The sequence below is a fragment of the Dactylosporangium sp. NPDC049525 genome, from assembly GCF_040676755.1.
Lineage (GTDB): Bacteria > Actinomycetota > Actinomycetes > Mycobacteriales > Micromonosporaceae > Dactylosporangium.
On sequence record NZ_JBFAPO010000004.1, the window covers coordinates 254901 to 275963 of the forward strand.

The 21063-nt window shown below is 71.4% G+C and carries 20 protein-coding genes; 15 read left to right on the top strand and 5 right to left on the bottom strand.

The genetic code is table 11. The features are described 5' to 3' along the window. Positions 1-96 precede the first annotated feature (96 nt). The 4 genes from AB0K00_RS09980 to AB0K00_RS09995 are packed head-to-tail and all read left to right on the top strand — an operon-like array spanning position 97 to position 2181. Entirely contained in the window at positions 97-375 is a 279-nt protein-coding gene (locus AB0K00_RS09980; protein WP_363518175.1) for a hypothetical protein, read from the top strand. A gap of 35 nt (positions 376-410) precedes the next feature. Continuing rightward, complete coding sequence (locus AB0K00_RS09985; protein WP_363518177.1) at positions 411-1292, top strand: hydroxymethylglutaryl-CoA lyase; 882 nt, start codon at positions 411-413, stop codon at positions 1290-1292. Between the two features lie 32 nt (positions 1293-1324). Beyond that, on the top strand, positions 1325-1774 hold the full coding sequence (locus AB0K00_RS09990) for a MaoC family dehydratase N-terminal domain-containing protein (protein WP_363518179.1): 450 nt from the start codon (positions 1325-1327) through the stop codon (positions 1772-1774). Continuing rightward, complete coding sequence (locus AB0K00_RS09995; protein ID WP_363518181.1) at positions 1771-2181, top strand: MaoC/PaaZ C-terminal domain-containing protein; 411 nt, start codon at positions 1771-1773, stop codon at positions 2179-2181. The genes AB0K00_RS09990 and AB0K00_RS09995 overlap by 4 nt, the downstream gene beginning before the upstream one ends. On the opposite strand, the gene AB0K00_RS10000 is transcribed toward AB0K00_RS09995, so the two are convergent. Genes AB0K00_RS10000 through AB0K00_RS10015 form a run of 4 tightly spaced genes read right to left on the bottom strand, consistent with a single transcriptional unit; the run spans position 2178 to position 6538 of the window. Continuing rightward, the gene (locus AB0K00_RS10000) at positions 2178-3368 is read right to left on the bottom strand and encodes a thiolase family protein (protein ID WP_363518182.1); all 1191 of its coding nucleotides are present in this window, start codon (positions 3366-3368) and stop codon (positions 2178-2180) included. The genes AB0K00_RS09995 and AB0K00_RS10000 overlap by 4 nt on opposite strands. Then, positions 3361-4470 carry a CaiB/BaiF CoA-transferase family protein gene (locus tag AB0K00_RS10005; RefSeq protein ID WP_363518184.1) on the bottom strand — a complete coding sequence of 370 codons (1110 nt, stop codon included), beginning with the start codon at positions 4468-4470 and terminating at the stop codon, positions 3361-3363. The genes AB0K00_RS10000 and AB0K00_RS10005 overlap by 8 nt, the downstream gene beginning before the upstream one ends. Further along, a complete protein-coding gene (locus AB0K00_RS10010; protein ID WP_363518186.1) occupies positions 4467-5339 on the bottom strand; it encodes an SDR family NAD(P)-dependent oxidoreductase in 873 nt (290 codons plus the stop codon). The genes AB0K00_RS10005 and AB0K00_RS10010 overlap by 4 nt, the downstream gene beginning before the upstream one ends. Further along, on the bottom strand, positions 5336-6538 hold the full coding sequence (locus AB0K00_RS10015) for a CoA transferase (RefSeq protein WP_363518188.1): 1203 nt from the start codon (positions 6536-6538) through the stop codon (positions 5336-5338). Before AB0K00_RS10015 ends, AB0K00_RS10010 begins: the two co-directional genes overlap by 4 nt. Before the next feature lie 113 nt (positions 6539-6651). Here AB0K00_RS10015 and AB0K00_RS10020 point away from each other — a divergent pair, with 113 nt between their 5' ends. The 11 genes from AB0K00_RS10020 to AB0K00_RS10070 all read left to right on the top strand — a co-directional run bounded on the left by AB0K00_RS10020 (position 6652) and on the right by AB0K00_RS10070 (position 20360). Continuing rightward, on the top strand, positions 6652-8202 hold the full coding sequence (locus tag AB0K00_RS10020; protein WP_363518190.1) for an AMP-binding protein: 1551 nt from the start codon (positions 6652-6654) through the stop codon (positions 8200-8202). Continuing rightward, positions 8199-9350, top strand: a complete 1152-nt coding sequence (locus AB0K00_RS10025; protein WP_363518192.1) for an acyl-CoA dehydrogenase family protein — start codon at positions 8199-8201, stop codon at positions 9348-9350. The genes AB0K00_RS10020 and AB0K00_RS10025 overlap by 4 nt, the downstream gene beginning before the upstream one ends. 85 nt (positions 9351-9435) lie before the next feature. Next, positions 9436-10644: an acyl-CoA dehydrogenase family protein gene (locus AB0K00_RS10030; protein WP_363518194.1), complete on the top strand. Its 1209-nt coding sequence runs from the start codon at positions 9436-9438 to the stop codon at positions 10642-10644. A gap of 35 nt (positions 10645-10679) precedes the next feature. After that, complete coding sequence (locus AB0K00_RS10035) at positions 10680-11084, top strand: nuclear transport factor 2 family protein (RefSeq protein WP_363518196.1); 405 nt, start codon at positions 10680-10682, stop codon at positions 11082-11084. Positions 11085-11166: 82 nt separating this feature from the next. After that, positions 11167-12174 carry an acyl-CoA dehydrogenase family protein gene (locus tag AB0K00_RS10040; protein WP_363518198.1) on the top strand — a complete coding sequence of 336 codons (1008 nt, stop codon included), beginning with the start codon at positions 11167-11169 and terminating at the stop codon, positions 12172-12174. A 17-nt stretch (positions 12175-12191) separates the two neighbouring features. Further along, the gene (locus AB0K00_RS10045; RefSeq protein WP_363518200.1) at positions 12192-12749 is read left to right on the top strand and encodes a VOC family protein; all 558 of its coding nucleotides are present in this window, start codon (positions 12192-12194) and stop codon (positions 12747-12749) included. Between the two features lie 113 nt (positions 12750-12862). Then, positions 12863-14074, top strand: coding sequence for an ABC transporter substrate-binding protein (locus AB0K00_RS10050; RefSeq protein WP_363518202.1), 1212 nt, complete (start codon positions 12863-12865; stop codon positions 14072-14074). Between the two features lie 14 nt (positions 14075-14088). After that, positions 14089-17574, top strand: coding sequence for an ATP-binding cassette domain-containing protein (locus tag AB0K00_RS10055; RefSeq protein ID WP_363518204.1), 3486 nt, complete (start codon positions 14089-14091; stop codon positions 17572-17574). A gap of 4 nt (positions 17575-17578) precedes the next feature. Next, the gene (locus AB0K00_RS10060; protein ID WP_363518206.1) at positions 17579-19096 is read left to right on the top strand and encodes an AMP-binding protein; all 1518 of its coding nucleotides are present in this window, start codon (positions 17579-17581) and stop codon (positions 19094-19096) included. Further along, complete coding sequence (locus tag AB0K00_RS10065; protein WP_363518208.1) at positions 19093-19998, top strand: phosphotransferase family protein; 906 nt, start codon at positions 19093-19095, stop codon at positions 19996-19998. Before AB0K00_RS10060 ends, AB0K00_RS10065 begins: the two co-directional genes overlap by 4 nt. Next, the gene (locus tag AB0K00_RS10070) at positions 19995-20360 is read left to right on the top strand and encodes a DUF6285 domain-containing protein (protein ID WP_363518210.1); all 366 of its coding nucleotides are present in this window, start codon (positions 19995-19997) and stop codon (positions 20358-20360) included. The genes AB0K00_RS10065 and AB0K00_RS10070 overlap by 4 nt, the downstream gene beginning before the upstream one ends. 4 nt (positions 20361-20364) lie before the next feature. On the opposite strand, the gene AB0K00_RS10075 is transcribed toward AB0K00_RS10070, so the two are convergent. Beyond that, positions 20365-20985, bottom strand: a complete 621-nt coding sequence (locus tag AB0K00_RS10075; RefSeq protein WP_363518212.1) for a TetR/AcrR family transcriptional regulator — start codon at positions 20983-20985, stop codon at positions 20365-20367. Positions 20986-21063 lie beyond the last annotated feature (78 nt).

The window sequence follows — 21063 nt, forward strand, 5'->3', positions numbered from 1 at the left end:
GGCCGGGAGGTTGGTGAATGGTCGCAGGTCGCGACCTCGGCGACCGCTGTCCAGCGGTGCCGCAGCTGCTCTGCAACGGTTGCGGCGTCGTGGTCCATGAGCAGCACGGTCAGCTTCTCGCGGGCGCGGGACGAGAGCTGCCACGTCCGGCCAGCTCGACGACCGTCCGGCTGCCCGAACGGGCCCGAGGCCGGCGACGACGACCAGCGGGCTGCCGCGCCGTGGGAGGGCGAGCGGCGCCCGACCCTGTTCGACGCGGCGGCGTACGACGCCGAGGTGACCCGGTCCGGCGCCGATCACAGCTGGGAGACGGCGATCCGCCGGGCCGGGCGGCTGAGCGCAAGCGTCCTTGTGCCGACACCCGTGCCGGTCTAGATTGTGTACAAAATCTGGAAGCAGCGGGAGACGTCGTGACCTTCACGATCTGTGAGGTGGGCCCGCGTGACGGCCTGCAGAACGAGCCTGACCAGCTGAGCCCGGAGGTGCGCGCGGAGTTCGTCGACCGGCTGTCGGCCACCGGGTTGACGAGGGTCGAGGTGGTCAGCTTCGTCAACTCCGCCCGGGTACCGCAGATGAGCGGCGCCGAAGAGGTCTGCGCCGCGATGCGGCCGGTGGGCGGCGTCGACCACGTCGCGCTGGTGCTCAACGAACGCGGCTACACGCGCCTGGCGTCCACGCCGTGCGTCGAGGCCAGGATGGCCCTGTGCGTGACCGAGACGTTCAACCAGCGCAACCAGGGGCGCGCCGTCGAGCAGTCTCTCACCGAGGCGGCCGCGATCGTGGCCCAGGCACACGCCGACGGCCGGCGGGCCAGCATCACCCTCGCCGCGTCGTTCGGCTGCCCGTTCGAAGGCCTGGTCGACCCGGGACGGGTCCTGGCCATCGCGGAGCGGGCCGCAGCCGCCGGCGCGGACGAGATCATCTTCGCCGACACGATCGGTGTCGGCGTGCCGCGGCAGGTCACCCGCCTGCTCACCGGGGCGGCAGGGCTCGGGATCCCCCTCGGGCTGCACCTGCACAACACCCGCAACACCGGCTACGCCAACGCGATCGCGGGTCTGGAGGCAGGAGTGTCGGTCCTCGACAGTTCCGTCGCGGGGGTCGGCGGCTGCCCGTTCGCGCCGAACGCGACCGGCAACATCGCCACCGAGGACCTCGTCTACCTCCTCGAAGGTCAGGGTGTGAGCACCGGCGTCGACCTCGACGCACTGCTGTCGGTCGCGGCCTGGATCACGAAGGTGCTCGGCCGGCAGTTGCCCGGCCAGCTGCTGCGAGCGGGACGGTTTCCGTAGGTCGCGGCGCAATATTGTGTACAATAAACCGCATGGGTCAGCTGTCGCAGTTCGAGGGCCGGACGGGTGCCGGGTTCACGATGACGGTCGAGCGGGGCAAGATCCGCGAGTTCGCCGCCGCCGTCGGCTCGGACCATCCGCGCTACTTCGGCGACGCCCCGGCCTCCCCGCCCACGTTCCTTGCGTCGAGCAACTTGTGGACGACGGACGCCAGCTCACCGTGGGGCGACGACCTGCCGGACCTGTCGCGCATCCTGCACGCCGGCCAGCAGTACGTGTTCCACGGACCCCCACCGCGGGCCGGCACGGTGCTGCACGGCCGTCAGCGCATCGACCGCGTCTACACCAAACAGGGCAGCCGCGGCGGCACCCTCGAGTTCGCCGAGGTCGTCACCGAGTTCCGCGACGATGACGGGCGGCTGGTCGCCGAGGAACGGTGCACGCTCGTCGTGACCGAGCAGGCGCCGGCGGCGGCCGGATGACGCCCCGCCCGACGGTCGGAGCCCTCGGAACGCCGCTGGTGGAAGGGCCGCTGACAGTCACCGACTTCGTGCGGTACCAGGGCGCGTCCGGCGACATGAACCCGATCCATCACGACGCCGAGTTCGCGCGCGCCGCAGGGTTCCCGACAGTGTTCGCCGTCGGGATGCGGCAGGCAGGTGTCCTGGCCGCGTTCGCAGCGGACACCCTCGGCCCGGACAACGTCCGCCGGTTCGAGGTGCAGTTTCGCGGCATCGCGTGGCCGGGCGACGTCATCACGTACACCGGTGAGATCACCGCCGTCGAGGAGACCGCGACGCACACCGTCTGCACGGTCGCCGTCCGGGCGACCCGGCAGACCGGCGAGGTCCACCTCGCCGGCACCGCCGTGTTCGAAGTGCCGTTCTAGAGCCGTTCCACGATCGTGGCGTTCGCCTGTCCGCCGGCCTCGCACATCGTCTGCAGCCCGTACCGGCCGCCGGTCTGTTCGAGGTGGTTCACCAGGGTCGCCATGAGCCGTACCCCGGAGGCGCCGAGGGGATGGCCGAGGGCGATCGCGCCGCCGCGCGGGTTGAGCCGTTCCGGGTCCGCTTCCAGGTCGGCCGCCCAGGCCAGGGGGACCGGTGCGAACGCCTCGTTCACCTCGTACGCGTCGATGTCGCCGATGGTGAGGCCGGCCTTGGCAAGGACTTTGCGGGTCGCCGGGATCGGCGCGGTCAACATCATCACCGGGTCGTCGCCGGCGAGGGCGAACGCGTGGAACCGGACCCGGGGCCGCAGCCCGAGCTCGGCCGCCCGCGTCGCGCTCATGATCAGCGCGGCAGCTGCCCCGTCGGTCAGCGGTGAGGAGTTCCCGGCGGTGATGTGCCACCCGATCTGCGGGAACCGCTCCCCGGCGGCGGCATCGTGGAAGGCGGGCCGCAGCTCGGCCAGGCCGGCCGGTGAGGTCGCCGGGCGGATCGTCTCGTCGTGCTCGTGCGGGGTGTCACGACCCGGTACGCCGACCGGGACGATCTCGTCCGCGAAGGCCCCGGAGGCAGCGGCCGCGGCGGCGAGGGTGTGCGACCGGGCGGCGTAGCCGTCGAGGTGTTCGCGGGTGAGGTTCCAGCGGGCGGTCATCAGCTCGGCCGCGATGCCTTGCGACACGAGGCCGTTCCCGGCCAGCCGCGCGGCGACCCCCGGGCCGAACGGGTCGGCGCCGCCCACCATCGCGGTGCCCATCGGGACCCGGCTCATCGATTCGACACCGCACGCCACGACGACGTCGTACGCCCCGGCCATGACGCCCTGGGCGGCGAAGTGCATCGCCTGCTGACCCGATCCGCAGGCCCGGTCGACGGTCGTGCCCGGGACGGTCAGCGGCCAGCCCGCCGCGAGGACGGCGTTGCGGCCGATGTTGGCGGCCTGTTCGGCGGCCTGCCCGACGCAGCCGGTGATGACGTCGTCGATCAGCGCCGGGTCGATGCCGGTCCGGGTGGTGAGCGCGCGCAGCACCCCGGCCAGGAGGTCCACGGGGTGCAGCCCGGACAGTGCACCGCCGGGCTTGCCGCGCCCGGACGCGGAGCGGACGATGTCGACGATCACGGCGTCATGCATGAGCGATTCCTCTGTCAAGGGCTGACGCCGACGGCCACTGCGCGACCGCGTCGGCGAGTTCGGGGTTCACACCCCAGGCGCGCACGACGTCGGCGGCCGACGCCACCGTCGTCGCGTGGCCGAGGGGCAGCCGGGGCATACCGCCGGCGAAGATGTCGCGTGCCAGGGCCTGGCCGTGCCGCGGCGCCTCGCTGAGGTTCAGCACCGGGGTGAGGCAGGCATCGGTACCGGTGGCGAGGGCGGCCCACTCGTCGCGGGTCCTGGTGAGCACCGCCGCCGTGATCGCCTCGCGCAACGCCGGCCAGCGGGCCGGATCGTCGCGGTCCGCGCGAACCTCGGGGGCGAGCCCGAGCAGATCGGCCAGGGCGGCGAAGAACTGGGGTTCCAGGGCGCCGATCGCGACGTGGCGGCCATCGGCGCACTCGTACACGTCGTAGTAGGGCGCGCCGGTGTCGAGGAGGTTCGTGCCGGCCTCGTCGCGCCACTGCCCGTCGCGGTGCATGCCGTACAGCATCGACGTCAGGTACGTCGTGCCGTCGGTGATCGCGACGTCCAGGACCCGTCCGGTGCCGGTGTGGGCACGTTCGACGAGGGCGGCCAGCACGGCCGTGACGAGGTACATGCCGCCGCCGCCGAAGTCGCCGAGCAGGTTCGCCGGTGGTGTCGGTGGCTGGCCGTGCCGTGTTGCGGCGTGCAGGGCGCCGGTGACGGCGATGTAGTTGATGTCGTGACCGGCGGTGGTGGCGAGGGGCCCGGTCTGTCCCCACCCGGTCATCCGGCCGTAGACGAGGCGCGGGTTGACGGCGTGGCAGTCCTGCGGGCCGAGCCCGAGCCGTTCGGCGACGCCGGGGCGGTAGCCCTCGATGAGGACGTCGACGGAAGGCAGCAGCCCGCGCACGACGTCCGCGGTGACGGTGTCCTTCAGGTTGACGCCGGCGACGGGCCTGCCCCGTTCGAGGCCGCCGCCGCCGGGTACCTGCCCGGGGCGGCGCAGCGCGAGCACGTCGGCGCCGAGATCGGCCAGCATCATTCCGGCGAAGGGTCCGGGTCCGATCCCGAGCAGTTCGAGGACCCGAATGCCGTGCAGTGGTCCCTCGCTCATGTGCGCCTGCCTTCCATGTCCGCGGCGGGTGGCGCGGCCGCGATCGCCGCCCGCAGGGCCCGGCCGAGCTCGTCGGGGTCGTCGGGCTGGGTGAACGTCGGCTGGAGGTGCCAGCCGGAGGCGATCCCGACCTGCCGGCCGCGGATGTCGAAGACGTGCCCGGTGACGTCGCGGGTGTCCGGCCCGCACAGCCACGCGACGACGCGCGCGACCCAGTGCGGGTCGAGCTCCTCACGCCGCCGGTCGGTGATCTCACCTTCGAAGCGGCGCAGCGGGGCCTCGGTCAGGCGGGTGAGGGCGCTCGGGGCGACACAGTTGGCGGTCACACCGTACGGGCGCAGTTCCTGGGACGCGACGAGCGTGAACGCGGCGATCCCGGCCTTCGCCGCGGCGTAGTTCGACTGCCCGATGTTGCCGTACAGGCCGGAGGCGGACGTCGTGGTGATCAGCCGGCCGTCGACCGCTTCACCCGCTTTGGCCCTGGCGCGCCAGCGGGCGGCGGCGTGGTGGGCGACGGTGAAGGTGCCTTTGAGGTGGACCGCGATGACGTCGTCCCATTCGGCCTCGGTCATCGACGCGAGGGTCCGGTCCCGCAGGATGCCGGCGTTGGCGACCACCACGTCGAGCCCGCCGAACCGTTCCTCCGCGAGCTCGATCAGCCCGGCGGTCGCGGCGAAGTCCGTCACGTCGTGATCGCTGGCGACGGCGGTACCGCCCGCGGCCCGGATCTCGGCAACGACGTCCGCGGCCGGTCCGTCGCCGAGGTCGTTGACGACGACGGCGTGGCCGGCAGCGGCCAGGAGCATCGAATAGGCCCGGCCGAGGCCGCGCCCGCCGCCGGTGACGACGGCCGTCCGAAGCGCGCTCACTGCGCCACGATCCCGCGCTGCAGCAGGTCTTCGAGGGTTCCGTCGTCGATTCCGGCAAGCTTGCCGAGGACGGCGCGGGTGTGCTCACCCAGGCGCGGCCCCACGGTGGACACCTCGCCCGGGGTGCGGCTGAACTTCGGGACGATGCCGGCCATCGGCCCGGCCGTGCCGTTGTCCGTCTCCGGCCGCAGTACCATCTGCCGAGCGGCGTAGTGCACGTCGGTGAGCATGTCGGCCGCGGTGTAGATCTTGCCGGCCGGCACACCGTGGTCGGCGAGGATTCGCAGCAGCTCCGCCGCGGGCAGCGACGCCGTCCAGCGTTCGATCTCTTCGTCGAGGACGTCCGAGTTGCGGCCGCGGGCCTCGTGCCCGTCGAAACGCGGGTCGGTCGTCAGGTCCGGGCGGCCCATGGCGTCGCAGAGCCGCCGGTACACCGCGTCGGCGTTGCCCGCGATCGCGACGTCGGCCCCGTCGGCGGTGCTGTACACATTGGACGGTGCAACCCCCGGCAAGACGCTCCCGGTGCGGGTGCGCAGCTTCCCGGCCTGCTCGTAGTCGACCATCGTCGACTCCATGAGCGCCACGACGGCCTCGTAGATGGCGACGTCGACCTCCTGCCCGCGGCCGCTGCTCGCGCGTTCGACCAGCGCCGCGGACGTGCCGACGACGGCGAACAGCGCCGCCAGGGAGTCACCGAGGCTGATGCCGGTCCGCGCCGGGCGGGAACCCGCGTCGCCGGTCGTGAACCGGATGCCGCCCATGGCCTCGCCGATGCTGCCGAAGCCGGCCTCCCGCGAGCGCGGGCCGGTCTGGCCCAGCCCGGAGACGTGCACGACGATGATGCGCGGGTTGACGGCGGCGAGGGCCTGGTAGCCGAGTCCCCAGCCGTCGAGGGTGCCGGGCCGGAAGTTCTCCAGGACGATGTCGCACTGCCCGGCGAGGGCCCGCAGCACGGCCTGGCCGTCCGGGTGGCGCAGGTCCAGCGCGACCGACTGTTTGTTCCTGGCGATGGCCGGCCACCAGAGGCTCTGCCCGTCCTTGACGACACCCCAGCGCCGCATCGGATCACCACCGGCCGGCGGCTCGACCTTGATCACCTCGGCGCCGTAGTCGGCCAGCAGCTGGCCCGCGAACGGCCCGGCGATGAAGCTGCCGAGCTCGAGGACCCGGACGCCCGACAGCGGACCTGAAGAACTCACGGTTGCTCCCCTAGTTGTGCACAATCTGATCGCTGAGACACGAAGAATTGGCATTCTGGCGGTCTCGGTCTGCACTATTGCACACAATCCTCGACTGCGGCACACTCCGAACCATGTACGCCGCACCCATCGCGCAGGCCCACCCGGACCGCACGGCGATCCTCATGGCGGAGTCCGGCACGCGGATCACCTACGGCGAGTACGAAGCCGGAGCCAACCGGCTGGCGCACCTCTTCCGGCGCGCGGGCCTGCGCTTCGGCGAGCACGTGGCGATGCTCATGGAGAACAACCCGCGCCTGCTGCAGAGCGAGGCCGCCGCCGAACGCAGCGGCCTGTACTACACCTGCGTCAACCACTACCTGGCCCCGGACGAAGCGGCGTACGTCATCAACGACAGCGCCGCCCGGATCGTGGTCACGTCCGCCGCCAAGCTCGACCTCGCCAGGCAGCTCCCGCAACGCTGCCCCGGCGTCGAACGGTGGCTGATGGCCGACTGCGACGACCCGCCGGCACCGTTCGAGTCCTACGACCGGGCCGTCGCCGGCCTGCCCGCGGATCCGATCCCGGACGAGCAGCTCGGCATGGCCATGCTGTACTCGTCCGGCACCACCGGCCGCCCAAAAGGCATCTACCATCCGCTCACGCTTGCCCACCCGTCCGAGGAGCCGCTCGGGTCGAGGATCCAGCGCGAGCGGTGGGGCCTGGAGGAGTCCAGCGTGTACCTGTCACCGGCCCCGCTGTACCACTCCGCACCCCAGGGCAGCGTGTCCATGACGCTCCGGGCCGGCGGAACGGCGGTGATCATGGAGTCGTTCGACCCGCGGCGGTACCTCGACCTCGTCGCCGCCCACCGCGTCACCCACTCGCAGCTGGTCCCGACGATGTTCTCCCGCCTGCTGAAGCTGCCGGACGACCTGCGCAGGCAGGCCGACGTCTCGTCGCTGCGGACGGTCATCCTCGCGTCGGCGCCGTGCCCGCCGCAGGTGAAACGCCGGATGATCGACTGGTGGGGCCCGATCATCCTGGAGTTCTACGCCGCGAGCGAAGGGATCGGGTACACGTTCTGCTCGTCGCGGGAGTGGCTCGGACACCCGGGTACCGTCGGGCGGGCCGCGAGCGGCGAACTGCTCATCCGCGCCGAGGACGGCAGCCTGTGCCCGCCCGGCGTGACCGGGACGGTGTGGTTCCGGGGTCCCGCCGGCTTCCAGTACTTCAACGACCCCGGCAAGACGGCCGCGACCCGCGACCCCGAACTCGGCGCCAGCTCGGTCGGTGACATCGGCTACCTGGACGAGGAGGGCTACCTGTACCTCACCGACCGCGAAAGCTTCATGATCATCTCCGGTGGGGTCAACATCTACCCGCAGGAGACGGAGAACCTCCTGATCACCCACGAGAAGGTCGACGACGCCGCGGTGATCGGCGTCCCCGACGACGACCTGGGGGAGGCGGTCAAGGCCGTGGTCCAGCTCGCCCCCGGCGTCGATCCCGGACCCGGCACCGCCGCGGAGCTGATCGCGTTCTGCCGGGCGTCGATCGCCCACTACAAGTGCCCCCGCTCCGTGGACTTCGTCACCGAACTGCCCCGGCTGCCCACCGGCAAGCTCTACAAGCGGCAGCTGAAGGATCAGTACTGGGCCGGGCGGAAGACGCTGATCCAGTGACCGGCGACGAACTCCGGCAGTGGGTCGCCGGCTTCATCCGCGACACCGACGGCACCGACCGGGTCGCGGCGCTGGGGGCTCAGTTCGACGCCGGACTTGCCTGGGTCCACCATCCCCCCGGTGCCGGTGGGCTCGGCCTCGGCCCGGACCGCCAGGCCGAGGTCGACGCCGCGCTCGCGGCGGTCGGGCGCCTCGGCTCCTGGGAACGCAACCCCATGGGCATCGGCATGGTCGCCCCGGCGCTGATGGCCCACGGCACACCCGCCCAGCGGGGGCTGCTCCGGCCGATCTTCACCGCCGAGCACATCTGGTGCCAGCTGTTCTCCGAGCCCGGCGCCGGGTCGGACATCGCCGGCCTGGCCACCCGGGCCGTCCGCGACGGTGACGGGTGGGTCGTGGACGGGCAGAAGACGTGGACCTCCCTTGCGCACACCTCCCGCTTCGGCCTGGCCCTCACCCGTACCGATCCCGGCGCCCCGAAACATGCCGGGCTGACCGCGTTCCTGATCGACATGCGGGCCGCGGGCGTGCAGGTGCGGCCGTTGCGCGACCTGACCGGAGGGACGCACTTCAACGAGGTCTTCCTTGACGGTGTACGGCTCGCCGACGACGCACGGCTCGGCGACGTCGGGGCCGGCTGGGCGGTCGCCACCACCATGCTCGCCAGCGAGCGCGCCGTGATCGGCGGGTCGGGCGGGGACCGCGGATCCGGTGCCATCGCCCTGGCCGTCGACACCTGGCGCCGGACCGGCGCCGACCCGGGCCGCCGCGCCGAACTGACCCGGCTCTGGGTCGAGGCCGAGGTGCTGCGCCTGACGGCCCTGCGCGACGCCGAGACGCGGGCCGGAAGCGGGCCCGGCCCGGCAGGATCCGGTCTCAAACTGCGCCGGGCACTGCTGGAGCAGCGCATCGCCCGCTTCGCGCTGGAACTGCTCGGCCCGGCCGGGCTCGTCTACGACGCCGATGCAGTCCGGGACGGCGGGCCGGCCCCGGACGACCCGGTGTGGACATGGCTGCAGTCGCAGGCCTACACGATCGCCGGTGGGACCTCCGACGTCCTGCGCACGATCATCGGCGAGCGGGTGCTGCACCTGCCCAGGGAGCCAGGTCTGCCCCGCGACACACCCTGGTCGCAGATCCCGCGCTGACCAATCGGGCGGTTGACCAGCGTCGCCGCGACAGAGTAGAACTAAAACTGACGTTAGAATCATTTCCCCACCGGAGGTGGCGTCCATGTCCATTGCGGCCCAGACTCGGCCGAGCCGAGACTTCGCCCAGCAGCGCCAGGACGTCCGGCGGTTCGTCGACGACGAGCTCATCCCGCGGGAGGCGGTCCTGGACCGCAACGACGCGAGCAGCGCCGAGGCGATGGCCGACCTGAAGCGCCTGGCCAAGGAGCGGGGCGTGTGGGCGCTCGGGCACCCGGTGGCGATCGGCGGCGGCGGCCTGCCGTTCATGGAATACGTCATGATCAACGAGATCGTCGGGCGGTCCTACTGGGGGACGGAGGCCCTCGGCACCCTGTCCTTCCAGGACTGCCTGATGCTGCGGGAGTTCGGCACCGAGGCCCAGCAGGCGACGTGGATTCCGCTGCTGTTCGAGGGCGTGACCGGGCCGACGATCGGCATGACCGAGCCCGAGGTCGCCGGCTCCGACCCGACGCTGATCCAGACCACCGCGGTGCTCGACGGCGACGAATGGGTGATCAACGGCCACAAGTGGTTCACCTCCGGCGCCAACAAAGCCCTGTACACCACGCTCTTCGCCAAGACGGACCCGGACGCACCCAAGCATCAACAGTTCTCGATGATTCTGGTGCCCACCGACACGCCCGGCTACAACCTGCAGCGGGTCGTGCGGACCATGGGCCATTACGGCGGCAACCACTGCGAGGTCCGCTACGACAACGTGCGCGTGCCGGCCGGGAACCTGCTCGGGCCGCGGGGCGGCGGCTTCGCCGTCGCGCAGGCGCGGCTCGGGCCGGGCCGGATCACCCACAGCATGCGCTGGCTCGGGCAGGCACAGCGCGCCTTCGAATTGATGTGCGACCGGGCGAAGACCCGCTACGCGCACGGCTCCCTGCTGGCGGAGAAGGGGGAGATCCAGCGTTACATCGCCGAGTCGGCCGCGCACATCCAGGCGGCCCGGCTGATGACGCTGGACGCCGCCCGGAAGATCGACGCCGGCCAGGACGCCCGGATCGAGATCTCCCTGATCAAGTTCTTCGGCGCGCAGATGCTGCACGACGTCGTCGACCGCGCGCTGCAGGTCCACGGCGCGCTCGGCGTCACGGAGGACACCCCACTGGAGCGGATGTACCGCGACGCCCGCTACGCGCGCATCTACGACGGCCCGGACGAGGTGCACCGGATGGTGGTCGCCAAACGTCTCCTGCGCAGCGACTACCGGGAGCAGGCGCCGTGGTCGGAGATCGTGTGCTGACCGTCCCTTGTAGACCATGACCGTGAGGAACTGCGATGACGACAAGCGAGTACACACATGTCCCGGCGGACGTCTCGCTCGCGCTGGCCGAGCGGCTGGTCGCGGCGATCGACGCCAACGACCTCGACGCGCTGCGCAACGAGATCTACACCCCGGACGTGGTGGTGTGGCACAACGACGACCAGCACGAGCAGCGCGTCGACGAGAACCTCAAGGTGCTGAACTGGCTGCACCGCAAGGTTTCCGGCAAGCGTTATGAGGATGTCGTACGCCATGCGACGCCGACCGGCTACGTGGAGCAGCACGTGCTGCGGGGCACCGCACCGAACGGCACCGAGCTGAACATTCATGCCTGCCTGGTGGTGACGGTGTCCGGCGGCCGGATCTCCCGCATCGACGAGTACCTCGACAGCCAGGCCGCCGCCGCATTACGGGCATGAGCGGGCAGCGGAGCGGCTCGGGCCGCTCATCATGTGACGGGTTTGGCTCAGGCCGACGCCGGAGCGCAGCGGAGGTGGCGGCATGAGCGGGCTCAGCGGGCCCGAGCGCACCCAGTGGCGTTCCTCGGTCGCCGCCGTCGTCGCCCGTTGCGCATCCGGCGGAGCATGGGACGCGCTCTTCGATCTCGGCGTGCTGGACACCGGCGGGCTCGAGGACCTGGCGGTGGCGATCGAGGAGTGCGGCGCCGTCACGGTGGCCACACCGTTGCTGGGGCACGTGTTCGGGCTGCGGGCGCTGTACTGCGCACCGGCGTCGCCGATCCGCGACCGCCTCGTCGACGGCGGTGTCAGCGGCCGCGAACGGCTGGCGCTGGCAGCCGGCGGGATCTCGGCAACGCCCATCGGCGACGACTGGGCCCTGCACGGCGAAACGCGGTACGTCCTGGAGTGCGGGGCCGCCGACTGGCTCGTCGTCGAGGCCACGACGAGCGACGGCCCCGGTGCGTTCGTCGTCCCGGCCGATGCCATCGGCGTCACCCGGCGGCCGCTGCCGACGCTCGATCCGTCGCGCGTCCTCTGGCGCGCCGATTTCCACGGGGCGGCAGCGACGCTGCTCGGCATGGACACCGGCCGGCACGTCGAACGGCTGCGATCCGAACTCGCCACGCTCGTCGCCGCCGACTCGATCGGTGGCGCCCGGGCCGTCCTCGGAGACGCGGTGGAACATGCCCGGCAGCGGATGCAGTTCGGGCGCCCCATCGGCTCGTTCCAAGCGGTCAAGCACCGCCTCGCCGACGTGTCGAGCCAGCTCGATGGCGCGGTGGCCGCAGTCGGGTACGCGCTGCGCCGCCTCGACCTCGGCGCACCGGACGCGGCCCTGGCCGCCTCGGTCGCCAAGCTCGCCGCCGCGGACGCCTACCTGACGGCCGCCGAGGGTGCGATCCAGACGTACGGCGGCATCGGCTTCACGTGGGAACACCCGGCGCACATCCATTTGAAGCGCGCCTACACCAACAGTCAGCTCGCCGGCGGTGCGGCGCTGCACCTGGACCTTGTCGCCGACCGCGCCGGCATCGGCTCGTACACCTGAAACCCTGGAGACACATCATGGCCGAGAGAGCTTTCGAGATCGGCGGCATCAACCACCTGGCGCTGGTCTGCAGCGACATGCGCCGCACGGTGGACTTCTACACCAACGTGCTCGGCATGCCGCTGATCAAGACGGTGGAGCTGCCGGACGGGATGGGGCAGCACTTCTTCTTCGACTGCGGCGGCGGCAACGCCCTCGCCTTCTTCTGGTTGCCCGGCGCGCCCGCGAAGGTCCCCGGCGTGACCCATCCCGGTGTGCTGCCCGGGCGCGGCGACATCGCCAGCGCCGTCGCGTCGATGAACCACGTCGCGCTGCAGATCCCGGTCGACAAGTTCTACGAGTACCGCGAGAAGCTCAAGGCCAAAGGCGTGGAGGTCGGGCACGTCCTGTTCCACGACGACAGCCCGTCCACGATCGCCACGCAGATGCACGACGGCGTCTACGTCGGCTCGCTGTACTTCTTCGACCCGGACGGCATCCTCCTCGAATTCGCGGCCTGGACCAGGGCACTCACCGCGGCCGACGTCCGCCACGAGCCGGCTGGGCCGATGGTGCAGCCGGCCGCGAAAGCCTGAACGATCACCCGTTCCATTTTTCTGAAACTGATGTAAGTATCAGGTCCGCGCCGCATCCCTGGCACACCCCCACACCCCCCACACCCCCCCTTTTTGCCTTGATGGAGGCATCCTTGAGGACCCTGCGAACCCGCCTCGCGGCAGCGCTCGTCCTGCCGCTCGTCGCCGTATCCGCCTGCAGCAACGACAAGACCCAGTCACCCGCCGTCACCGGCGGCACCGCGTCGGCCGGCAGCCCGGTGAAGGTGATGCTGATCTACGACGAGACAGGCTCGGGCACCGCCCCGGAACTCGTCGACGGCGCCAACGCCGGCCTCGCGCACGTGAATGCGAACGGTGGCGTCAACGGCCGGCCGATCGAGCTGACCGTCTGCAAGACCGGCAACGACCCCAACATCGCCGACAACTGCGCCCGCCAGGCCCAGAGCCTCGGCGTGGCGGCCGTGGTCGGCGAACTCACCCTGCAGAAGGGGCACGAGAAGATCCTCAGGGAGGCGAAGATTCCGATCATCGGTGCCGTCGCCTCCGGCACGGACCTGGCGGAGCCCGCACAGTTCCCCCTCGACGGCAGCACGCCGATCCAGACCGCGTCGCTGGCCAACGCCCTGGCGGCGCAAGGCTTCAAGAAGATCAGCATGGCCCGCATCCAGATCGACGGCGGCGGCGCGTTCAGCGGCTTCGCCAATCAGGGCCTCACCTCCACCGGGCAGAAGATCCTCAACGACGTGCCCGTGCCGACAGGTGCCGCCGACATGGCACCGTACGTCCAGGCCGTCCTTGCCAACGGCACCGACGCCGTCCTGACGGTCTTGCCGGGCACCGACTCGACCGCGTTCATCAAGCAGCTCAAGAAGGACGCGCCGAACATCGCGATCGGCATCATCGGCACGCAGAAGGAGAAGGTCGCCGATGCGCTCGGCGCGTCCTCCGAAGGCCTCTACATCGCGCTCGGCTACCTGCCGCCGTCGTACGAGAACACGGCGACCAAGGCGTACGTCGCGGCCATGTCGAAGCAGGGCATCAGCGAGACGCGCGGGTTCCGGCTCAACGCCTACGCCGCCGTCCTCGCCTTCGCCGAAGCGGCCAAGAAGGTGCCCGACCCGACCAACACGGCGCTGTGGGACGCGCTGCCGACGATGAGCGGCCTCGACATCGGCCTGACGCCGCCGATCCAGTGGCAGAAGGGCAACGTCGGTGGCTACCCGCGGATCTTCACCTCCTGCGGGTTCATCGTGAAGTACAGCGGCGGCAAGGAAATGCCGGTGTACGACACGTTCCGCGACGCTTACACCGGCCAGAACTGCCCCACGCCGCCCAAGAGCTGAGGACAGGGCCCGACATGCTGACCGACATCATCAGGTTCGCCGTACTCGGACTCGGGGCCGGCGCGATCTATGGCCTGTCCGCCCTCGGGATCGTGCTGATCTACCGCGGTTCCGGAATTTTGAACTTCAGCCAGGGCGCGGTCGGCATGCTCGGCGCCTACGTGTTCTACCTGCAACGCGAGAACGGCGTCTCCACGCCGGTGGCGGCACTGCTCGCCATCGGCGTGGGGCTCGGCATCGGCGCGCTGGTCCATCAGCTCGTCATGCGACCGCTGCGGGACGCGCCGCCGGTGTCGCGGCTCATCGCGACACTCGGGGTCTTCGCGTTCCTGTTCGGCCTCGGCCAGTTCCTGTTCGGGGTCGGGAAGGCCCGGATCGTCACCTCGATCCTGCCCGACGGCTCGACGACCGTGCTGCCGGGCATCCGGATCGGGACCGACCGGCTCGTCATCCTCGGCGTCGGGATCGCCCTGACCGTCGTGCTCACCGTCGTGTACCGCTCGACCCGGTTCGGCCTGGCCACCTCGGCCGTGGCCGAGAACGGCAGGGCGAGCTCGGCGCTGGGCATCTCCCCGGACACCGTCGCGACCGTGAATTGGATGGTCGGCTGCGCGCTCAGCGTCGTGTCGGCCGTGCTCATCGTCAGCATCGGCACGCTGCAGGTCGAGAACCTGGCGATGCTCATCGTGCCGGCCCTCGCCGCGGCCCTGCTCGGCGGCTTCAGGTCCTTCCCGCTGACGATGGCCGGCGGGCTGCTGATCGGCATGCTCGAATCCGAGGTCGCGTGGATCGGCACCCGGTACCAGTCCGAGGGCTGGGGCCAGACGGTGCCGTTCGTCGTCATCATCCTCGTCCTTGTCATCTCCGGGCGGTCGCTGCCGCTGCGCGGCGAGGCGATCCAGCGCCCGCCGCAGCTCGGCACCGGCGTCGTGCGCCCCCCGGTGCTGATCGGCGTCGGGCTCGTCGCCCTCGGCCTGCTGTACTTCGTGTTCCCGCCGGCCCTGCTCAGCGCCACCGAGATCACCCTCGCGCTCGGCCTCGTGGTGCTGTCCCTCGTGGTCGTCACCGGCTACACCGGGCAGCTGTCGCTGGCGCAGATGGCCCTCGCCGGGATGGGCGCCTGGATCGCCGCCCGCCTCGTCGCCGACCACGGCGTGCCGTTCTGGCTGGCGATGCTGGCCGGTGTCGTCGGCGCGGTCCCGATCGGCATCATCGTCGGCCTGCCGGCGCTGCGGACCCGCGGCATGAACCTGGCCGTGGTGACGCTGTGCCTCGCCGTGGTCCTGGAGCACCAGATCTTCTCCTCGACCGAGCGCACCGGCGGGTTCACCGGCATCAACGTCGGCTCGCCGAAGATCTTCGGCATCGACATGGACACGTACTTCTGGCCCAGCCGGTACGCGGTCTTCTGCCTGGTCGTGTTCATCCTCGCCGCCCTGATGGTGGCGAACCTGCGGCGGGGCCGGGCCGGGCGCCGCCTCGTGGCCGTGCGGTCCAACGAACGCGCCGCGGCAAGCCTCGGCATCAGCGTCGCCCGGGCCAAGATCTTCGCCTTCGGGATCTCGGCCGCCCTCGCCGCGGCCGGTGGTGTCCTGCTGTCGTTCCGGCAGCCGACCGTGACGTTCGTGCCGACGTACACCGCCTTCCAATCCATCTTCGCGGTCGTGTTCTCGATCATCGGCGGGATCGGCTACCTCGCCGGTGCCGTCGTCGGCGCGATGTACGCACCGGCCGGGCTGCTGTCCGGGGTGATCTCGCAGCTGTTCCCCGGTACGGCGTTCGCGCAGTTCATCACCCGCAACGAGGTCGGGCAGATGATCCTCGGCCTGACCCTGCTCCTCGTCCTGCCGCAACTGCCGAACGGCCTCGCCACGCAGCGCCTGCCCGCCTGGCTGATCCCGTCCTGGGTCAAGGCCCGCAGCGGCCGCCGCACGCATCGGCGCGACGCGACGGAACTGGCGGGGGAGGAGACCTTCAGCGTCACCGAACGGTCCGTGGACATCCGCGGGCTGACGGTCCGCTTCGGCGGGGTCACCGCCCTCGACGACGTGGCGCTCACGCTCGTGCCGGGGCAGGTCCACGGGCTCATCGGGCCGAACGGGGCGGGCAAGACGACCCTGATCGACGCGCTGACCGGCTTCGTCGACGGCCCGGGCGCCGTGATGACCCTGGACGGGCAGGACATCGGCCGCTGGCCGGCCCAGCGCCGCGCCGCAGCCGGCATCAGCCGCTCCTTCCAGAGCCTGGAACTGTTCGAGACGATGACCGTCCGGGAGAACCTGCTCGCCGCCGGCGACCGGCAGGACTGGCCGGCGTTCCTGTCGAACCTCGTGCGTCCAGGGCGGGACCGGTACTCACCGGCTGCGCTCGCCGCCATCCGCGAGTTCCACCTCGAGGACGACCTCGAACGCAAACCTGACGAGCTGCCGTACGGCCGCCGTCGGCTCCTGGCGATCGCCCGCTCGGTCGCCACCGGCGCGTCGGTCCTCCTGCTGGACGAGCCGGCCGCCGGGCTGGACGACACCGAGACCGCCGAACTCGGGCACCTCATCCGCCGGCTCGCCACCGAACTGCGGATGGCGGTGCTGCTGGTGGAGCACAACGTGTCCGTCGTGCTGGACGTCAGCGACCAGGTCTCGGTCCTCAACTTCGGCAAGGTGATCGCGTCGGGTACCCCCGCGGAGATCCGGTCCGATCCGGCCGTCATCACCGCCTACCTCGGTACACAGGACACCGCCGACGCCACCGCGGGCGGCACGGTGCAGGTGATCGAACGCGAACCGGCGCCCGGCGCGGCCGTGGACGGTGAACCGCTCATCGAGGCCCGCGGGCTCAGCGCCGGCTACGGGGACCTGGCCGCGCTGCGCGACCTCGACCTGGTGGTGCGGCCCGGCGAGATCGTGGCGCTGCTCGGACCGAACGGCGCGGGCAAGACGACGACGCTGCTGACCCTGGCCGGGGAACTGCAACCCCTCGCCGGGAGCGTGCACTGGCGGGGCAGGCCCGCGTCGGCGCGGCTGCACCGGCGGGTCCGTGAAGGAATGGCGTTCGTACCGGAGGAACGGTCGGTGTTCATGCAGCTCAGCGCGGCGGAGAATCTGCGCCTCGGCCGCGGCCCGCGGTCCCTGGCCCTCGACGCGTTCCCCGAACTGACCCCGCTGCTGGACCGCCGGGCCGGTCTGCTGTCCGGTGGAGAGCAGCAGATTCTGACCCTGGCCCGGGCCCTCGCCGGCCGGCCTGCCCTGCTGCTCGCCGACGAGCTCTCCCTCGGCCTGGCGCCCCTCGTCGTCGACCGGCTGCTGCGCGCCATCCGCCGGGCCGCCGACGAAGGGCTCGGTGTCCTGCTCGTCGAACAGCAGGCGGCGCGGGCCCTGGAGGTCGCCGACCGGGCGTACGTGTTGCGCCGCGGCCGGGTGATCGCCGAAGGCACGTCGGCCGAACTTGCCACGGACTGGTCGAGGCTGGAACGCAGCTACTTGAGCGAGGTTGCCGGTGGATGACGCCGTGACACAGCAGGTGCTGCCCGGCCTCCTCCGCCGGCGAGCGGCCGAGCTGGCGGACCGGGACTTCCTGATCGACGTCGAGCGGGGCCGGGTCACGTACGGCGCGTTCCAGCGACGGGTCGAGCAGTTTGCCGCGCTCCTGCTGGAGCGGGACGTGCGGCCGACGGACCGGGTCGCGGTGCTGCTGCCCACGTGCGCCGACGAACAGGCGCTGTGGATCGCCTGCGGATGGCTGCGGGCCGTGCAAGTGCCGATCAACCCCGCCTACCGCGGCGAGATGCTCCGGCACGTCCTGCACGACTCCGCCCCGAAGCTTGTCGTCACGGTGGAGGCCCGGGCCGACGAGATCCGGCACGCCGTGGACGCCGGGGACGGCGGGGACGCCGCGGTCTTCGTGCTGGAGGTCGGGCAGCCGCTGCCGCCGGCCGGGGCGGTGCTGACCGGGCTCGACGATCCGCGACCGTGGGACACCGCCGCCGTCATCTACACCTCCGGCACCACCGGGCCGTCCAAAGGCGTCATCACACCGTGGGGGCAGCTGACCACCGGCATCGACGCCTTCGATGACATCGGCCCCGGTGACGTGCTGTACGCGCCGTTCGCCGCCTTCCACCTGGGCGGCAAGGTCCCGCTGCAGATCGTCGCGCACCGGCGCGGGACGTACGTCTTCCGCGACGGCTTCAAGACCGACAGGTTCTGGCCGGACGTCCGCACGCACGCCTGCAACCGGGCCTGGTCCTTCTACGCGATGACGAACTTCCTCTGGCGGCAGCCGCCCCGCCCCGACGACCGGGACAATCCCCTGGAGAGCATCACCGGTGGCCCGCTGCTGCCCGACTACGCCGCGTTCGAGGAACGGTTCGGCCTGCGGATGCGGACCAACTACGGCATGACGGAGGCCGGCTGGCCGATCGCGACCGGCGACCACGTCGTCGACCACCGCAGCTGCGGCCGCGCCCGCGACGGCTACGACCTGCGCATCGTCGACGAGTACGACACCGAGGTCCCGGACGGGCACATCGGCGAGCTGATCGTCCGCGCCGACCGGCCGTGGACGATGAACACGGGCTACCTCGGGCGGCCCGCGGACACCGCGCGGGCGTGGCGCAACGGCTGGTACCACACCGGCGACGCCTTCCGCCGCGACGAACACGGCAACTACTACCTCGTCGACCGGGTCAAGGACGCCGTGCGGCGGCGGTCGGAGAACATCTCCTCGTTCGAGGTCGAGTCGATGGTCACCGCCCACCCGGACGTCCTGGAGTGCGCCGCGATCGGCGTGCCGTCCGACGACGGGGAGGAAGAGATCAAGATCTGCGTCGTGCCCATGCCGGACGTACACCTCGAAGCCCCGGCCCTCGCGGAGTTCCTCACGGCCACGATGCCCCGGTTCATGGTGCCCCGCTACATCGAGTTCCTCGACGAACTGCCGAAGACCCCGACCAGCAAGGTGCGCAAGGTGGAACTCAAACGCGACCCGTTCACCGCGCGCACGTGGGACCGGGTGAGCGGCCGATGACTGTCGACGCGACCCTCGCCAGAGTGTTCGGCGAACCGGTGACCGGGCTGGAACGCCTCGCCGGTGGCGCCTCCCGGGAGGTCTGGGCCTTCACCGTCGCGGGGCGCAGGCTGATCCTGCTGACCGATCCGGCCGGGGAACAGCGCGGCGGCGGAGCCACCCTCGAGGCGAGCGTCATCCGGGCCGCCCGCGCGGCAGGTGTTCCTGCGCCCGAGGTGGTCGCGGTCGTGCCCGGCGGGCTCGTCCTGCGGCGCCTCGACGGTGACACCGTGCCGAAGCGGATCCTCGGCGGGCTGACGACCGGAACCACCGGGCCGCGGCTGGCCCGCCAGTGCGGCGACGCCCTCGGCCGGCTGCACACCGCCGACCCCGGCGCGATCGCCGCCCTGCCGGACGAGGACCGGCTCGTCGAGTACCGCACCACCCTGACCCGGCTCGACCCCGACCGGCCGGTCCTCGAACTCGCCTACGGGTGGCTCCTCGAACACCGGCCGCCGCACCGCCGGACCGCTCTGACCCACGGCGACTTCCGGCTCGGGAACTTCGTCGTGGGCCCGGACGGTCTCGTCGGCATCCTCGACTGGGAGTCCGCCCACCGCGGCGACCCGCTTGAGGACCTGGGGTGGATCGCGGTGCGCAGCTGGCGCTTCCGCGGGCCGGGTGTCATCGGCGGCTTCGGCGACGTCGAGGACTTCCTCGACGGGTACCGGGCCGCGGCGGGCGTTGACGTGTCCGCCGCCGACTTCGCGTGGGCGGTCGTGCTCGGCACCTGGATCTGGGCCGTCGGCTGCCTGCAACAGGCGGACCGGCATCTGTCCGGCACGACCCGCTCGATCGACCTGGCGCTGGTCGGGCGGCGGGTCGTCGAAGTGGAACACGACCTGCTGGAGCTGCTCCGATGACTACGGGAGAACCGACGGGGGCCGTCCACGCGGCGGTACCCGGCCACGACGACCTGCTCACGGCGGTCGTGGAGACGCTGCGCGCCGAACTGCTGCCGGTGGTGAGCGGGCGATCGCGGTACCTGCTGAAGGCGTGCGCCGCCGCGATCGAGGTGGCGCAACGCGACCTGGCCGCCGGAGCTGAGCGCCGCGCCGTCGACCGCGCCGTCTTCGCGCAGCTCGGCGTCGCCGACGAACGGGCCCTGGTCGCCGAGATCGGCGCCGGGCTGACCGCGGACCGGTTCGCCGAGATCGCCGCGGCCCTGGCCCGGCGGACCGAGGTCGAGCTGCGCATCCTGGGCCGTGATGACCGCCCGGCGTGAGGCCTCAGCCCTGATCGGCTGGGCGCCAGTAGATGGCGTGGTACCAGATGCTCGCCAGGGAGTCGATCGCCGCTTGCTCGTCGACGTGGGCGTCGCCGTTGTCGCCGCCCTGTACCAGCCAGACGTAGCAGGACAGCTCGAGCATCGACGACAGTGCGGACGATGTCATCCGCACGTCGATGCCGGGGCAGTACCCGTCCTTCTGGGCCTGCTCGACGCCCTGGACGATGAAGTCGATGGCCGACTTGCGGATGTCGCGCCAGCTCTGCAGGAATGCCGGGTCCTCCATCGACGCCTGGAACACCCCGCTGAGCGCGCCGAGCCGGTCGCGGTAGGTCTCCCAGAAGATGGTGATCGCCATCCGGATGGCCTCGCGCGGCGGGCGGCCCTCCTGGTACGGCACAAGGATCTGGGCGCGGGTGTCCTCGTGGAAGGCCTGAGCGAGGGCGGCGAGGACGTCGGCCTTGTCGGTGAAGTAGTTGTAGAAGCTCGCCGACGACCGGCCCGCGGTGCGCGCGATGTCCTCGACCTTCGTCGACAGATACCCGCGGGCCGCGAACTCCTTGCGGGCCGCTTCGAGGAATGCAGCCGCGGTGCGCGCTCCCTTGGTGTACTGGCGTGGCATCGCTCCTGCTTTCGTCGTGCCGCATCGCTCGGGTCGTACCGCGTCGTTTGGAACCTGAAAGTGATATTAACATCAATT

Coding starts and splice junctions, on each gene's coding strand:
- AB0K00_RS09980 (WP_363518175.1), top strand. CDS start 97: ATGAGCAGCACGGTCAGCTTCTCGCGGGCGCGGGACGAGAGCTGCCAC.
- AB0K00_RS09990 (WP_363518179.1), top strand. CDS start 1,325: ATGGGTCAGCTGTCGCAGTTCGAGGGCCGGACGGGTGCCGGGTTCACG.
- AB0K00_RS09995 (WP_363518181.1), top strand. CDS start 1,771: ATGACGCCCCGCCCGACGGTCGGAGCCCTCGGAACGCCGCTGGTGGAA.
- AB0K00_RS10000 (WP_363518182.1), bottom strand. CDS start 3,368: ATGCATGACGCCGTGATCGTCGACATCGTCCGCTCCGCGTCCGGGCGC.
- AB0K00_RS10005 (WP_363518184.1), bottom strand. CDS start 4,470: ATGAGCGAGGGACCACTGCACGGCATTCGGGTCCTCGAACTGCTCGGG.
- AB0K00_RS10020 (WP_363518190.1), top strand. CDS start 6,652: ATGTACGCCGCACCCATCGCGCAGGCCCACCCGGACCGCACGGCGATC.
- AB0K00_RS10030 (WP_363518194.1), top strand. CDS start 9,436: ATGTCCATTGCGGCCCAGACTCGGCCGAGCCGAGACTTCGCCCAGCAG.
- AB0K00_RS10035 (WP_363518196.1), top strand. CDS start 10,680: ATGACGACAAGCGAGTACACACATGTCCCGGCGGACGTCTCGCTCGCG.
- AB0K00_RS10040 (WP_363518198.1), top strand. CDS start 11,167: ATGAGCGGGCTCAGCGGGCCCGAGCGCACCCAGTGGCGTTCCTCGGTC.
- AB0K00_RS10045 (WP_363518200.1), top strand. CDS start 12,192: ATGGCCGAGAGAGCTTTCGAGATCGGCGGCATCAACCACCTGGCGCTG.
- AB0K00_RS10055 (WP_363518204.1), top strand. CDS start 14,089: ATGCTGACCGACATCATCAGGTTCGCCGTACTCGGACTCGGGGCCGGC.
- AB0K00_RS10065 (WP_363518208.1), top strand. CDS start 19,093: ATGACTGTCGACGCGACCCTCGCCAGAGTGTTCGGCGAACCGGTGACC.
- AB0K00_RS10070 (WP_363518210.1), top strand. CDS start 19,995: ATGACTACGGGAGAACCGACGGGGGCCGTCCACGCGGCGGTACCCGGC.
- AB0K00_RS10075 (WP_363518212.1), bottom strand. CDS start 20,985: ATGCCACGCCAGTACACCAAGGGAGCGCGCACCGCGGCTGCATTCCTC.